The sequence below is a fragment of the Tetragenococcus halophilus genome, assembly GCF_001712815.1.
Taxonomy (GTDB): domain Bacteria; phylum Bacillota; class Bacilli; order Lactobacillales; family Enterococcaceae; genus Tetragenococcus; species Tetragenococcus halophilus.
On sequence record NZ_CP012047.1, the window covers coordinates 1,594,536 to 1,610,512 of the forward strand.

Below are 15,977 nucleotides of genomic sequence, written 5' to 3' on the forward strand. Positions count from 1 at the left end.
ATAAGAAGGTAAAGCTTTTTAAGAAAATTTCGCTTTTCCAGTTCAAATCCTTGAAAAATATAGTAAAGATTGTATAATAGAATTTGAAAGGTCAAAGTTGGTCAATGTTTTTTGACTTTTTTCTTTACCTTTTATAAAGATAAAAGAACTTGAACATAAAGAAAGGTTGTGAGATTTGATGCTTTGTCAAAACTGTGGAAAAAATGAAGCAACCATTCATTTATATGCAAATGTAGGTGGACAAAGACGACAAATCGACTTTTGTCAAAATTGTTATCAAAAATTAAAAAATCAACAAGAAAACCCAATGGGGGGCATGCAAGGTATGCAACAAGATCCATTTGGCTTTGGGAATTTAGATGATTTCTTCCGTCAAATGTCGCAAATGCAAGGTGGTAATTCCTATTACTCACAAACGCCTCCAACACAAGCTGGTGGCGGAAATAACGGAAATGGTGGTCAATCCTCAAACAATTCCGGTCTATCTGGTCTTTTAGGTGAATATGGCATTAATATCACCCAACAAGCCAAAGATGGCCAAATCGACCCCGTTGTAGGACGTGATGATGAAATTAAACGTGTCATCGAAATTTTAAATCGTCGTACAAAAAATAATCCAGTTTTAATTGGCGAAGCTGGTGTTGGTAAAACAGCTGTCGTTGAAGGTTTGGCACAAAAAATCGTCGATGGCGATGTACCTCAAAAATTGATGGACAAACAAGTGGTACGACTTGATGTAGCTTCACTTGTACAAGGAACTGGTATCCGTGGTCAATTTGAAGAAAGAATGCAACAGTTGATCAGCGAAATCAGAGAAGCAGAAAATATCATCCTGTTTATCGATGAAGTCCATGAAATTGTAGGTGCTGGTACAGCTGGCGACGGTAGCATGGATGCTGGCAATATCTTAAAACCAGCATTAGCCCGCGGCGATTTGCAAATGGTAGGCGCAACAACTTTAAATGAGTTCCGCACCATTGAAAAAGACGCTGCTTTAGAACGTCGTTTGCAATCAGTACGCGTAGATGAACCAACAATCGAAGAGACAGTTTCGATTTTAAAAGGTTTACAACCACGCTATGAAGATTATCATCATGTAAAATATACCGACGAGGCGATTCAAGCAGCAGCTGATTTATCAAATCGTTACATTCAAGATCGTTTCCTACCTGACAAGGCAATCGACTTGTTGGATGAATCAGGTTCTAAAGAAAACTTGACCATTCAATACGTTGATCCAAAGACGATCGATAAAAAATTAGAAGATGCGCAACAAGAAAAAAGCCAAGCTTCTAAAGAAGAAGATTACGAAAAAGCTGCTTACTACAGAGACCAAATCAATAAACTTGAAAAAATGAAAGAAAAACAAGTCAATGATGAACAAATGCCTGTAATCACTGAAAAAACAATGGAACAAATTGTCGAACAACAAACAGGTATTCCTGTAGGTGAATTAAAAGAAAAAGAACAAAATCAATTACGTAGCTTAAGTGACGACTTGAAAAAACAAGTTATTGGTCAAAACGAAGCAATCGATAAAGTTTCTAAAGCTATTCGACGTAATCGAGTAGGATTAGGAAAACAAAATCGTCCAATTGGTTCTTTCTTATTTGTAGGACCTACGGGTGTTGGTAAGACAGAACTTGCTAGACAGTTGTCTTATGAACTATTCGGTTCTATTGATTCGATGATTCGCTTTGATATGTCTGAATATATGGAAAAACACAGTATATCCAAGCTAATCGGTTCACCGCCAGGCTATGTTGGTTATGAAGAAGCAGGTCAATTGACCGAAAAAGTTCGTCGTAACCCATACAGCTTGATCTTATTAGATGAAGTGGAAAAAGCACATCCTGATGTATTGCATATGTTCTTGCAAATACTTGAAGATGGACGCTTAACTGATGCTCAAGGACGTACCGTAAGCTTTAAAGATACACTCATTATCATGACAAGTAACGCTGGTACTGGTAATGTTGAAGCCAATGTTGGTTTCGGCCCTGCCCGTGAAGGTGTAACAAATTCAGTAATGAGTCATCTAAAAGACTTCTTTAACCCTGAATTCTTAAACCGTTTTGACGGTATTGTAGAATTTAAGGAATTAAGCAAAGAAAACTTGATGAAAATCGTTTCTTTGATGCTTGATGATGTCAACAATATGCTTTCTTATCAAAAAATTCATATTGATGTTTCTCAAGATGTAAAAGAAAAACTGGTTGAATTAGGATACGATCCAGCAATGGGTGCACGTCCACTACGTCGCACAATTCAAGAACAAATTGAAGATGGCATCGCTGAATACTACCTCGATAATCCAGGAAGTTCAGAACTTAAGGCAGTTCTTGACGATAATGGACAAATCAAGATTGAAGCGGCAGAAAGTGCCTATGTAGAAAATAAACAAGAAGATGAAAATAAATAAATATAAGTCCACTGTTTTACTGGAAAAGTACTTTTACTGTACTTTTCCAGTTTTTTAACACCTTATACTTTATCTTTTTTTTAATTAAAAATATAATAGATACGAAGGAAGAATCAGCTTTAAAGATTGTGAGGTGAATCAATATGAAGCTAGTAAACGTTACAAATAGTCATTCAAGACTGGTCAGGCAACAATTAGAACATACAGATGCGGTGTTAGTAAAAGTCTACACTGCTGGAGATATTTCGATTGTATACACTGAGGCTCCTACACATAATGAACTTTTATTAGTAAACAAAAAAAGAGCCATCCGTTCTGAAGAAATTACCGAAATTAAGGAACACTTCTTGAAAAAACTTTCTCCGGATTCCTATAATGAAGAAGATATCACAGAAATTGACAATGACGATGACGCTATTGTTGAGATCTCTATTCCAAAAATAATAAGTGAAGCTCCTTAGTTTTTATATTAAAAAACAGCTTAAAAAGCACTGTCCTTACCCTAAACTGTGCTTTTTAAGCTGTTTTTGTATTTTATAATAAACTCTTCAATTCAACATCGGGATACTTGTCTTTAAACCAACGCATAGCAAATTCATTTTCAAATAGAAACAACGGTTGCCCAAAACGATCTTTGGCTAAAATATTGCGGCTGGAATGCATCTTTTCATCTAAGTCTTTCGGATCGATCCAGCGAGCAATCTTATGGCCCAATGGCTTCATAATCACTTCAGAATTATATTCATTTCTCATACGATATTGGAAAACTTCAAATTGTAGTTGCCCAACAGCACCGATAATAAAATCATCCGTCATATAGGTTTGATACATTTGAATCGCCCCTTCTTGCACTAACTGACGTATGCCTTTATAAAACGATTTTTGTTTCATTACATTTTTAGCGTTCACCTGCATAAATAATTCCGGGGTAAAAACGGGTAAGTCTTCATAAGCAACTTTAAGTTTTCCTTCATAAAGGGTATCACCCACTTGATAAGTACCAGTATCATAAATACCTATGATATCTCCAGCTACTGCTTCTTGAATATTTTCCCGCGCATCGGCCATAAATTGGGTGACATTGCTTAATTTTGTTTTCTTGCCGGTTCGTTCTAAGGTAACATCCATTCCACGAGTAAAAGTTCCTGAACAAATACGTAAAAAAGCAATACGGTCGCGGTGAGCAGGATTCATATTTGCTTGGATTTTAAATACAAATCCGGAAAAATCTTCTTCGTAAGGATCTACTTTTTCCTCTTCTTTAGTTTTATGGGCATGAGGTTTAGGCGCATATTCTAAAAAGGCTTCTAAAAAGGTTTGTACACCAAAGTTAGTCAACGCAGAACCGAAAAATACGGGCGTTTGATCTCCTCGCTCTACTTTTTCTAAATCAAAGTCATCGCCAGCTTCTTGTAGCAATTCAACATTTTCGAGTGCTTGTTGATAAACACTATTTTGTTTTAATGGATGTTCAGTAGCGATATCTCCATTATCATCTAATGAAAGAAAACGTTGCCCATCATAATTTTGGGGATGAGATAATTCTACGCGTTGATTATGAATGTCATAAATTCCTTCTAATCCTCTTCCCATACCAATAGGCCAATTCATAGGATAAGATTCAATATCGAGTAAATCTTCTAGTTCTTCTAATAATTCCAACGGTTCACGACCGTCGCGATCCATTTTATTAATAAAAGTAAAGATCGGAATTCCTCTTTGTTTTACAACTTTAAAAAGTTTTTTTGTCTGTGCTTCGATTCCTTTGGCACTATCGATTACCATAACTGCGCTATCAACAGCCATCAATGTACGATAAGTATCTTCAGAAAAGTCTTCGTGTCCCGGCGTATCTAAGATATTTACCCGTTTTCCTTCATAGTCAAATTGCATTACCGAACTGGTTACTGAAATCCCACGTTGTTTTTCAATATCCATCCAATCAGATTTAGCATAATTTCCTGTTTTTTTCCCTTTAACCGTACCTGCTTGACGAATCGCACCACCAAAAAGCAAAAGTTGCTCAGTAATGGTCGTCTTACCTGCGTCCGGGTGAGAAATAATTGCAAAGGTGCGTCTAGCATCGACTTCTTTTTCTAATTCTTGTTTATCCATTTCTTATACTGCAAGACTGCTATTCTTACAGTCTCTCCTTTCGTTTCAAACTTTCTTATCAATAATTTTTTATGTATGAACTTGACCAGTATATCATCTTGCTGAGCAAAAATAAATAAAAATAGCTAAAGGCCCCCTATTAAATAAAGATAATAAAAAAGCAGGACCCATTAAGATCCTACTTTTCTCATCTCCTTGGTTCATCATCTGCAAATTCCTTATGGAAAAAGCGCCGGTCTTCTTCAGGTTCTACTTCATCTTTTTTTGTTGGGTCATGAAAGATGACGCGAATCTTTAAAATACGTGGGCCAACAGTTTGTTCTGATACCAAGGTTAAGTTATCCACTTCAAAAGTTAATTTTTCACCTTCTTCAGGAATTTCTCCTAAAGCTGTAATTAAATAACCTGCCATGGTATCCACATCAGACATATGAAGGTTGGTATCAAAGGCTTCATTAAATTCTTCAATCAGCATACCGCCTTGAATAATATATTCAGATTCCGAAACTTTTTTATAAAGTGTTTCGACTTCATCCGACTCATCGTCAATTTCGCCTACAATTTCTTCTAGCAAGTCTTCTAGTGTTACAATACCAACGACACCGCCGTATTCATCTAATAAAACTGCCATTTGACTCTGTGTCTTTTTCATTTCGTATAATAGATCATCAATAAAAATCGTCTCTGGAACAAATAAGGGTTCTTGTAATAAAGTAAGTAAATCAATATTAGCAAAACCTTGTTTATATGCTCCTTTTAATAAATTTTTTGTGTGCAAAATGCCAATAACTTTATCTTTTTCTTCATCAAAAATTGGAATTCGGGAATAATTTTGCTTTAAGATATCTTCGATGATTTCACCTACATTGTCGTTAATATCAACCATATAAGCATCCGTACGAGGTACCATCACTTCCCGCGCTACTTTAGTATCTAATGAAAAAACACCTTGAAGCATGGATAACTCTTCATCTTCAAAGACACCTTCTGTTTCCATCATATAACGCATCTCATCACGCGTCATTTTACTGTCCTCGTCATCAAATTCCATTGGGGTAATTCGTGCGAGTAGATTTGTCGATGCTGATAGCAACCATACAAATGGTTTTGCAATAGTTCCGATAACACGAATAATTCCAGAAGCAAATTTCGCTACCTCTTCGGTCTTACTCATGGCGATACGTTTTGGATATAATTCACCAAACACAATCGAAATATAGGTTAAAAGCATAACCATAATGATATGTGCAATACTTGTTGCAGCAGCTCCTCCACCTAAATAAGGCGAAAGACGTTGTGCTAATTGTGAAGCAAGAGAAGCACCAGATAAAATATTAACTAATGTGATTCCAACTTGAATCGTCGATAAAAAATTCGTTGGGTCTTTTAACGTATGTAAAAGTTTCTGAGATTTTTTATCCCCTTCTTCGGCTTGTTGTTCGATCCGACTTTTGTTGATCGAAACCACAGCAATTTCTGATGCTGCTAAAAAAGCATTCACTATTGTTAAACAAAGTAATAGCAACAGCTGTGCTATCAGCGACTGACTCCCGGGGTCAGCATTCATAGTTGCATTCGCTCCTTAGATTTTCAATTTTTATAAAAAAAACGTGGCTTTCAACCACAATAAAATGCTACCACAAAGCTTTTTTCTTTTCAATGAAAACCGATTCATATTACAGAAATATTTATCTTTTGTTTTTGGAATTTTTAATTAGCTAATTTTTTAGCAAAAAGATATAATCTTATCGAGGTGGTAAAATGCACGTAATTTATACAAAAGACACACAAAGTAATACTTATGTCAACGCGTTAGCTATTAGAAAAGAAGTTTTTATAAAAGAACAAGGAGTTCCTGTCGAAAGAGAAATTGATGAAAACGAACAACAAGCCATTCACTTTGTTTTATATAATGACCAAAATGAACCCCTAGCCACTGTTCGTTTACTTCCTTCTGGTAATAATATTGTCAAAGTACAACGTATGGCTGTTGTAAAACAAGCTAGAAATCGTCATTATGGAAAAGTTATTATGCAAGAAGCAGAAAACTATGCAAGTAATCATGATTATCAAAAAATGACTTTAGGCGCACAAATCAGCGCGCGAAACTTTTATCAAAATTTAGGCTATCAAGAAGAAGGAGACTTCTTTTTGGATGCAGGTATTGAGCATATTACAATGACAAAAAGTTTATTTTAAAAAATAAAGCAAGTATTATAATTGCTTCTTACCAATTTATAGCTATGATACTAGATAAATAAGTAGATAAAGAAGCCTGGAAACAGCTGCTTTTTATAATTTCTATTTAAAAATTTAGCAGATCACTTCATAGCACATTATTTTTCGTTTCTATGCGTTATCGTTGCTCATTCAACATAAGTTTGCCATTTCTATGTGCTATCGTTGTTCATTAAAAATATATTCTGCTATCTATATCTGTCAAAAAAATATATCTTCTTTGACGTTAAAAAACTGCCGAAAAATCGGCAGCTTTTTATTTATGCGACAATTGCTTGTAGCGTTCATACCATATATCGACGTACCCTTCTGAGAAAGGTCCCTTTCCATTATTGATCCAATCAACTAAAATTTTGACATTTTCTTTTAAAATATAATCAATATTGTTTGGATAATGCATCAATTTACCATGTAGTTCATATTCATCCACATCCAACAATCGTTTTTCACCATCGGGAAAAACTTTGATATCCAAATCATAATCAATATACTTCAGCGCTTCTTCGTCTAAAATAAACGGGGAAGCTAGATTACAATAATAGGAAACCCCCTTTTCTCGTATCATTGCTACTATATTGAACCAGTATTTTTTATGAAAATAAACAATAGCTGGTTCGCGGGTGACCCAGCGTCTGCCGTCTGATTCGGTAACTAAAGTATGATCATTTAATCCGATCAACGACTGCTCACTGGTTTTCAATACCATCGTATCGCGCCACGTTCGATGCAAATTGCCATCATGTTTGTAACTTTGAATACTAACAAACTCGCCTTCTTTAGGCATTCTCATAGCAACCCTCACCTTACGAAACTCGTATTTGCTTGGGTGTTTTACACCGGCACCATAATTATTATAGCAATAATTTTAATTGTTTGCTATAAATGTTATCTAACTTTATGAGTTTTATTGAACTGTTGGATAATTTTTTGCTGCACTTTTGGAAAAATGAGGGTTGAAAAAGACTGCTCATCTAACCATTTACCATTTTCCGGTGAAAAATCATTTTGCGTACGTCCGTAAAAAATAAGAATATGCCATTTTAAATGTGTAAATGTATGAGTTACTTCACCAAGATGTCTTTTTTGCCATACTACTGGCCATTCACTAAAAATATCTGGTGCTTCATCTTCAGAAACTAAATCCAATGTTAATTGATTTGTGTCTTCTTTTTGCCAATATTGTTTTAACGCTTGATACTCTTTTACGTCAATCTCTTTTAAAGGATAATGCCACATTTTTGCTAACAAACCCGTTTCCGGACGTTGAATCAATAAATGTTCATGCGCATTATTTTCAATAACTGCGGCTAAATAATAAATATCTTTGGGCTTTGCCTTTTTGGTTTTTACCGGAAACTTATCATGGGCGTCATGCGCACAAGCATAACAAAATGGCTTTAACCATGAAGGACATTCAGTGGCTGATGGTGTAGAAACTGTTGCTCCTACTTCCATCAAAGCTTGATTCATATCTCCAGGATGCTCGTGTGAAATAATAGCACGAAGAATTCTATCAAAGATTTTATATGTACTTGATTTGGCAATATCTTCTTCAACGCCAAAAAGACGGCTAATAACTCGCATCACATTGCCATCAATAGCTGGTTCTGCTAAACCAAAAGAAATACTTGCAATCGCTCCTGCTGTATAGGGCCCGATTCCTTTTAAACTGCGAATTCCTTCAACAGTATCAGGAAATTTACCATTAAAATCTGCTTGGATTTGGTTTGCAGCAACTTTTAAGTTCCTAGCTCTAGAGTAATAGCCTAGTCCTTGCCAAACTTTCAATAGTCTTTCTTCGTCAGCTTCGGCTAAATCCTGAATTGTAGGAAATTCTTCCATGAATCGGTAATAATAATCAATGACTGTATCTACGCGCGTTTGCTGTAACATAATTTCTGAAATCCATACTTTATATGGATCAGTATCCGCACGCCATGGTAAATTTCTCTTGTTTTTATAATACCAATCCAACAAGCTTGTTTGAAAGTCTTGGATCTTTTGATGGTCCCACATCTTACTCTTCATTTAATTCTTCCTTATCAATAAATTGTTGAATCAAGTCAGTCGTAAATCCTTTCTGATACAACTTTTGCTTGATTTTCATCTTTTTCTTGCCATTATCTTTTGAACGATCTCGCTGTAATAACTTCTGTCCTTCTTTTTGTAGTATTTCCCACTCTTGAGCCTCATCCATTTCATAGTCAAGTTGGTCAACAGCTTGCTGGATAATATCTTGATTAAATCCTTTTTTGGTCAGATTCATTCGCAATTTCTGTAAAGTTTCGCGATAACTCTTACCGCGAATTTTCTTTACACCTTTTGCCGCAGTGCGTGCAGCAATTTCTGCCTGTAATTCTGGCGTATATAATTCCAGCGCCTCATCAATTAAATCATCTTGTACCCCTTTTTTGCGCAATTGTTGATATAAATTAGACGGTCCTTTATCACTTAAACGAATTTGCGTACGCACATAACTCATCGCATATGTTCGATCATTCAAAACATCAAGTTCTTTTAAACGAGCGATAATTTTATGACGATCTTCTAATGGGATTTCTTTTTTTTGTAAGTAAGTCCGTGTTTCTTTCTCTGTACGTAATTGATAACTAATATAGTTTAAAGCTTCTTGCAAGCCATAATCATAACTGGCTTGTTCTTTGACGTCAGCCATTTGTTCTTCTGTTAATTCACTTCCCTTTAGCAAACGAAAGCGAACTAGCAGATCTTCTGAAACTTTAATTTTCTCTTGATGATCGATGGTAACTTGGTAAAAAGTACCTTTTAGTTTTCGAATACCGGTCACAGTATACATCTTTTCACCCTTTCATACATTTCCCCTTTTAGTTTATAACCTTTTGACCAAGGAAGCAATTTGTCTTAAAGAAGAGACTATTGAATAAAAGTTTTAACATTCTTTATTCAATTTTATTTTATTGAATAATAAAATTGAATTCCTTTATCCAATATTCGTAAATTTCTCTTTATTTGACCTGTTACGAAGTTATTCAGTTAATTTTGGGATAACGGATTTCAATTCCTTTATTCATTATTTCCTTATTGATTAAAGAATTCCATTTCCGTTATTCAATTTTTCATTATTGGATAAAGGATTTCTTTTTCTTTATTCAATATTAGTGGTTTCTACACAATTGGATCATACCCCTCTGATCCAATGACACATTAGATAGAAGATAGGTATGACCCAACATATATTTATATAATGCCTACTGATTATAATTAATTTGTTGATTTACCAACATTTATTCAAACTATTTGTTAAAATAGATGCAAGGCTTTTTACAGTAAGACCTTTTAAATCGTGCACTTATTGTTGCTTAGGAGGATGCTCATGTACAAATCACAACCCTACGTCCAAATTTCTTTTGAAGATTTCAATCAACCCTTAGGTCTTCATATGAACCCAGAAAACCGTTGGGTAAAAAAAGCGGAACAAATTCCTTGGGGCCAACTGGAAAAAGACTATGCGAAAAACTTTCCAAATCCCAAAGGCAATGTGGCTAAGTCGTTACGTATGGCCTTAGGCGCGCTTTTAATTCAAAAAGAGTATCACTACAGTGACGAAGAAACTGTCGCTCAAATCCAAGAGAATCCTTACCTGCAATTTTTCGTGGGGCTGCCTGGCTATCAGGAAGAAGCGCCTTTTGAAGCCTCTTCCATGGTCCACTTTCGTAAGCGTTTGGATGAAGTCACACTAATGCAAATCAACGAAAAAATCTTGTCTTACAATCAAAAAGATGACGATGATCCCACACCGCCCACAGACGGTTCCAACAGTGGAACACTGACATTAGACGCGACTTGTGCCCCGCAAAACATCAAATATCCGACGGATACGGAGCTATTAAATGATGCACGAACACATGCGGAAAAAATCGTAGATAGCCTCTGTCAAGACTATCAATGGAAGAAACCACGGATTTATCGGCAATTAGCGCAAAAAGTTTATCTGAATATCGTCCGTCGTAAGAAAAAAGCAAAAAAGTGGTTACGGAAGCAAATACGCAAAATGTTAGGATTTGTCAAACGTGATATCCAAGTGATTCAGAAATTTTTAGACCGAGGCGCTCAATTAACAGAACAACAAGCGATTTGGTGGACAACCATTCAAAACATTTATGAACAACAACGTTATATGTATGATAATCACACCCACTCTGTGCAAGATCGGATCGTTAGTTTTCATCAACCATGGTTGCGTCCTATTGTGCGGGGAAAAGCCAAAGCCTCCGTCGAGTTTGGTGCCAAATTTGATATGAGTCTTGATCAAGGTATCGCCCGCCTAGAATATAGCAGTTTCGATGCTTATAACGAGTCAGATATTTTAATTTCTACGATTCGTCGTTACCACGACCGACATGGAAACTACCCTGAACGTGTCTTAGCAGACAAGATTTATCGTAATCGAAAAAACCTCAATTATTGTAAACAACGGGGCATCCGATTATCGGGACCTGCACTAGGGCGCCCGAAAAAGAACGAAGTTCGTGATAAAACCATCGATGAACAAGACAATGCCGATCGTGTCGCGGTTGAACGTGGATTTAGCCAATTAAAGGGGTGTTTTGGCGCTGATTTGATAACAACTAAACGTAAAGATACTACGCTTTCAAGCATTGCTTTGAGCGTTTTGGCACTCAATCTGTCTAAATTGACGGCAGATGCTTTACGCCAAATTTTATCTAACGTCTTCAAAAGCAGGCAAATAAAGAATTGGACGCTTTATTTTAGCTTTTTTACAAAGTTCACAATTATTCAGTAGGCATTATATACAATTAAAATGATGCTTACAACATATCAAATAAAGATAATTGGTTTTCATCTGGCAAATCATTTAAAACGCCATTATCAGACATATAATCAATTAATGTTTTTGAAACCTTCGCACGATTTGCAAGATCTTCTTTTGATAAAAATGGTCCGTCTTCTCGCGCTTTTACAATTTGCTTGGCTACGTTTGTTCCTAAACTTGGCACCGCACGAAATGGTGCGATCAATTTATTATCTTCAATAACAAAGTTAACAGCATCAGACTTGTATAAATCAATCATGCCAAACTCATAACCACGTTCCAACATTTCGTTGCATAACTCAAGTACTGTTAATAGATTTTTTTCCTTAGCAGAAGCGTCCATTCCTTTATCAGTAATTTCTTTCATTCGTTCTTTTACCGCATTTTTTCCTTTACACATGGTAACTAAGTCAAAATCATCTGCACGAACCGAAAAATAAGCACAATAGTAAAGAATAGGAAAATATACTTTAAAATAAGCAACCCGCAAGGCCATTAGCACATAAGCTGCAGCATGGGCTTTAGGAAACATATATTTAATTTTTAAGCAAGAATCAATGTACCAGTCAGGAACATCATTTTTTTTCATTTCCGCTTGCCATTCATCTGGAATTCCTTTACCTTTACGGACATGTTCCATAATTTGAAAAGCCATTCCAGCATCAAGACCGGCATGCATTAAATACACCATAATATCGTCCCGACAACCAATAACATGCGCTAGATCAACAATTCCTTGACGTACCAGCTCGTCAGCATTTCCTAACCAAACATCAGTCCCATGGGATAAACCAGAAATTTGTAGCAATTCCGCAAAAGTCGTTGGATTGGTCTCTTCAAGCATTCCTCTAACAAAACGTGTCCCAAATTCAGGAATTCCTAATGTTCCTGTTTTGGAATAAATTTGATCAGAAGTTACACCTAATACTTCCGTGCCTTCAAAAATGCGCATCACTTCAGGATCATCAGTCGGAATAGTTAGCGGATCGATCCCCGACAAATCTTGTAACATCCGAATAACTGTAGGATCATCGTGTCCTAAAATATCTAATTTCAAAACATTATCATGAATAGAGTGGAAATCAAAGTGAGTTGTACGCCATTCTGCGTTCAAATCATCAGCTGGGTATTGTATCGGTGTAAAGTCATAAACATCCATATCATCTGGAATAACAATAATCCCACCCGGGTGTTGCCCTGTCGTACGTTTGACGCCACTAGCACCTTTGGCTAGACGATCCACTTCTGCGTTTCTAAAGTTTAAATTATAATCTCGTTCATAACCTTTAACAAAACCAAAAGCCGTCTTATCAGCTACCGTACTAATCGTTCCAGCACGATAAACGTAATCTTCACCAAACAATACTTTAGTATAATTATGAGCTTCAGGTTGATATTCACCAGCAAAGTTCAAGTCAATATCGGGCACTTTATCACCGTTAAACCCTAAAAAGGTTTCAAAAGGAATATCGTGTCCATCTTTTTTCAAACGAGTCCCACATTTCGGACAATCTTTTTCCGGCATATCAAAGCCTGAACCATAAGAGCCATCTTCATAGAATTCTGAATACTGACATTCTGGACAATAATAATGTGGAGATAATGGATTTACTTCAGTAATCCCCGTCATTGTCGCTACTAAACTAGATCCAACAGAACCTCTTGAACCTACCAGATAGCCATCTTTATTACTTTTTAACACTAATTTTTGCGCAATTAAGTAGATAACAGAAAAGCCATTTCCAATAATCGATTCAAGTTCTCTTTCTAAACGTTTTTCCACGATTTCAGGTAATGGGTCACCGTAAAGTTTTTTTGCTTGTGTGTAACTTAAGTCGGTAATCTCCTCTTCTGAGCCTGGAATTTTCGGCGTATACAACTTATCTTTTACTGGAATGACAACTTCACAGTTGTCATTTAATTGATTAGGACTATCTACTACTATTTCTTTAGCTTTTTCATTACCTAAAAATTGGAATTCCGTTAACATCTCATCTGTGGTACGAAAATGAACATCAGGTAAAGCATGTCGATTTAATGGGTTCGCGCCTCCCATTGAATTGATCAAAATTTTACGGTAGATCGCTTCTTCATCATTTATATAATGAACATCTCCAGAAGCAACAACTGGTTTGTCCAATTCTTTACCGATATTTACCAATTTGGCAATGATATCTTCCAAATCTTTTTCACTTTTAATTAATTCTTGTTCGATTAAAGGAGCATAAACAGCTTTAGGCATGACTTCAATATAATCATAAAACTTAGCTAGTTCTTTGGCTTCTTCGTAGCCTTTTTGCATCATCGCAACAAAAACCTCATTTTTGTCACAAGCCGTTCCAATCATTAAACCCTCACGAAACTTCACAAGTTCAGAACGAGGAATGCGCGGTTGTTTATTGTGAAAGTATTTTACATTCGACATTGAAATTAATTTAAATAAGTTTTTTAACCCTTTTTGATTTTTAACCAAAATCGAAGCATGAAAAGGACGAGCAGCTTTGATTGAATTGGCGCTTCCTACATGACGATTCAAATCTTTATGTAGATACATTTCATGTTTTTCCATCGCTTCTTTTACAAAAATCCAAGCCAAGTGTCCCGTGGCTTCAGCGTCATAGACCGCTCTATGATGTTGTTCTAAGGATACGCCAAATTTTTTCGTCAATACGCCCAAGCCAAAACGCTTAAATTCTGGGTATAGATAACGTGCTAATTCTAAAGTATCGATTACCGGATTAGAAGCTTCAGCGATATTATTCCGTTTATAGCTCATATTTAAAAATCCCATATCAAATGAAGCGTTATGAGCGACTAAAACACAACCTTCAGAAAATTGTTCAAAAGCTTGCAGTACTTCTTCTTCAGACTTGGAACCTTTCACCATTTCATCAGTAATACCGGTCAAATTAACCGTGGTACTAGATAGTGAATGACCTGGATCAATAAACTCTTCAAAAGAATCTTCTACATTTCCTTTATGCATCTTGACCGCTGCTAGTTCGATAATTGAATCATAAACTGCCGATAATCCTGTAGTTTCCACGTCAAAGACCACATAAGTTGCATCAGACAAAGAAACATCTTGAGGATTATAAACAACTGCAACACCATCGTCTACTACATTGGCTTCAACACCATAAATAATTTTCACGCCATTATCTTGGCCTGCTTGGTGCGCTTCTGGAAATGATTGAGCACCACCATGATCAGTCACAGCAACTGCTTTATGTCCCCATTTTCCCGCTTGTTCTACTAATTCACTAACGCTGTTTGTGGCATCCATGGTACTCATATTAGAGTGTAAATGAAGCTCCACTCGTTTTTCATCTTCTTTAGCGTAATCCTTTCTACTTTCATGTTTGACTTCAACTAGGTCTTGCGCATTCATCACTAGATCCCGCATAAAAGTGTCTTCTTGGATACTACCACGAACCTTTAGCCAACTCCCTGCTTGGATCGCTTCAAAGACTTGTTCATCTTTTTCGCCATTTGAGAATTTTTTAGCAACAAAAGAAGAAGTGTAGTCAGTAATTTTCAAAATCAACAATTGTCTACCTGAGCGAAGTTCACGAACTTCTTTGTCAAAAACATAACCTTGAATCGTCATCCGACGCTCTTCTTCTAAAATATTATCCATAGGTGTAACTAATTCATCTTGCGAAATATTTCTTCCTAGTGCGATCGGACCGTCCAGTGGCTGACTTTCTTGTTTTTTCTCTTTCTTTTGTTGTTTATGTGAAGCAATCGATTCTGCTGCTTGTTGCATAAACGCTTCTTGTTGTTCTTTTTGAAAAGCTTCCAACTGTTCTTTATTTTCAGTTGCTTGTTTTTGATCAAATTCTGGTTTAATACGAAATTTAGCAAAACCAAAAGATTGGTAAATTTTTTCTACCATAGGCAAATACTGTTGCTGCAAATTGGGTATCACTGCTTCATTAGAAATCGGCAAGATAACTTTTGAACCGTTCATAAAGGGTTGCTGGCTTTTTAATACTTGCTGTACAAAAGGTGTTGCACATTTTTGATCTGCCAGAATCAGTGGCCAATATTCCTGTAATAACTGCTCATCAAATTGATTATCATCTGCTTCAATGACCATATCAACTGAAGCAATATCTTGAAAAGCCATTTCTAAATTTTGCCGAAAACTTTGATAGATCATCGCTGGTAAAATTTTTGCAAAGCTTAAAACAAAGGTCCAATTTTGTGATTGCTTATGGACAATAACTTGTTTGATTTTTCCTTGTTTGATCAAAGGATTTTCTCGCATAGTTTCATCAAGTTGGATTTGATCTAAGAGAATTTCAAATGTTTCTTCTTCCTTTGACAAGTTTATACACTCCTTAATGTAACAATCTTTCTTTACTAGTATACGCGTTTTAAAAA

The 15,977-nt window shown here is 36.0% G+C and carries 10 protein-coding genes; 4 read left to right on the plus strand and 6 right to left on the minus strand.

Going from position 1 to position 15,977, the window contains the following annotated elements; all coding sequences use genetic code 11:
• The first annotated feature begins 178 nt into the window (after positions 1-178).
• On the plus strand, positions 179-2,422 hold the full coding sequence (locus AC806_RS07545) for an ATP-dependent Clp protease ATP-binding subunit (protein ID WP_014125320.1): 2,244 nt from the start codon (positions 179-181) through the stop codon (positions 2,420-2,422).
• 143 nt (positions 2,423-2,565) lie between these two features.
• The gene (locus AC806_RS07550) at positions 2,566-2,883 is read left to right on the plus strand and encodes a DUF1827 family protein (RefSeq protein WP_061841338.1); all 318 of its coding nucleotides are present in this window, start codon (positions 2,566-2,568) and stop codon (positions 2,881-2,883) included.
• Between the two features lie 73 nt (positions 2,884-2,956).
• Here the strand turns inward: AC806_RS07550 and AC806_RS07555 are convergent, their stop codons facing one another.
• The gene (locus AC806_RS07555; protein ID WP_069029104.1) at positions 2,957-4,537 is read right to left on the minus strand and encodes a peptide chain release factor 3; all 1,581 of its coding nucleotides are present in this window, start codon (positions 4,535-4,537) and stop codon (positions 2,957-2,959) included.
• 187 nt (positions 4,538-4,724) lie between these two features.
• A complete protein-coding gene (locus AC806_RS07560; RefSeq protein ID WP_061841340.1) occupies positions 4,725-6,104 on the minus strand; it encodes a hemolysin family protein in 1,380 nt (459 codons plus the stop codon).
• Positions 6,105-6,298: 194 nt separating this feature from the next.
• On the opposite strand from AC806_RS07560, the gene AC806_RS07565 reads away from it, so the two are divergent.
• The gene (locus AC806_RS07565) at positions 6,299-6,736 is read left to right on the plus strand and encodes a GNAT family N-acetyltransferase (RefSeq protein ID WP_061841341.1); all 438 of its coding nucleotides are present in this window, start codon (positions 6,299-6,301) and stop codon (positions 6,734-6,736) included.
• Between the two features lie 295 nt (positions 6,737-7,031).
• Here the strand turns inward: AC806_RS07565 and ntdP are convergent, their stop codons facing one another.
• The 3 genes from ntdP to recX form a co-directional block, all read right to left on the minus strand.
• Positions 7,032-7,565 (minus strand): nucleoside tri-diphosphate phosphatase, encoded by a 534-nt coding sequence (ntdP, locus tag AC806_RS07570; protein ID WP_014125325.1) that lies wholly within the window; start codon positions 7,563-7,565, stop codon positions 7,032-7,034.
• Positions 7,566-7,660: 95 nt separating this feature from the next.
• Positions 7,661-8,803: an A/G-specific adenine glycosylase gene (gene mutY, locus AC806_RS07575; RefSeq protein WP_061841342.1), complete on the minus strand. Its 1,143-nt coding sequence runs from the start codon at positions 8,801-8,803 to the stop codon at positions 7,661-7,663.
• Positions 8,793-9,590: a recombination regulator RecX gene (gene recX, locus AC806_RS07580; protein ID WP_069029105.1), complete on the minus strand. Its 798-nt coding sequence runs from the start codon at positions 9,588-9,590 to the stop codon at positions 8,793-8,795. The genes mutY and recX overlap by 11 nt, the downstream gene beginning before the upstream one ends.
• A 537-nt stretch (positions 9,591-10,127) precedes the next feature.
• On the opposite strand from recX, the gene AC806_RS07585 reads away from it, so the two are divergent.
• A complete protein-coding gene (locus tag AC806_RS07585; RefSeq protein WP_014123813.1) occupies positions 10,128-11,558 on the plus strand; it encodes an IS5 family transposase in 1,431 nt (476 codons plus the stop codon).
• 25 nt (positions 11,559-11,583) lie between these two features.
• Here AC806_RS07585 and AC806_RS07590 read toward each other — a convergent pair whose 3' ends face one another.
• Complete coding sequence (locus AC806_RS07590) at positions 11,584-15,921, minus strand: PolC-type DNA polymerase III (RefSeq protein ID WP_069029106.1); 4,338 nt, start codon at positions 15,919-15,921, stop codon at positions 11,584-11,586.
• Positions 15,922-15,977 lie beyond the last annotated feature (56 nt).

Bases quoted from the DNA above. Each gene is read 5' to 3' on its own strand.
- AC806_RS07555 (WP_069029104.1), bottom strand. From the start codon at position 4,537: ATGGATAAACAAGAATTAGAAAAAGAAGTCGATGCTAGACGCACCTTT.
- AC806_RS07585 (WP_014123813.1), top strand. From the start codon at position 10,128: ATGTACAAATCACAACCCTACGTCCAAATTTCTTTTGAAGATTTCAAT.
- AC806_RS07560 (WP_061841340.1), bottom strand. From the start codon at position 6,104: ATGAATGCTGACCCCGGGAGTCAGTCGCTGATAGCACAGCTGTTGCTA.
- ntdP (WP_014125325.1), bottom strand. From the start codon at position 7,565: ATGAGAATGCCTAAAGAAGGCGAGTTTGTTAGTATTCAAAGTTACAAA.
- AC806_RS07550 (WP_061841338.1), top strand. From the start codon at position 2,566: ATGAAGCTAGTAAACGTTACAAATAGTCATTCAAGACTGGTCAGGCAA.
- mutY (WP_061841342.1), bottom strand. From the start codon at position 8,803: ATGAAGAGTAAGATGTGGGACCATCAAAAGATCCAAGACTTTCAAACA.
- AC806_RS07545 (WP_014125320.1), top strand. From the start codon at position 179: ATGCTTTGTCAAAACTGTGGAAAAAATGAAGCAACCATTCATTTATAT.
- AC806_RS07565 (WP_061841341.1), top strand. From the start codon at position 6,299: ATGCACGTAATTTATACAAAAGACACACAAAGTAATACTTATGTCAAC.
- recX (WP_069029105.1), bottom strand. From the start codon at position 9,590: ATGTATACTGTGACCGGTATTCGAAAACTAAAAGGTACTTTTTACCAA.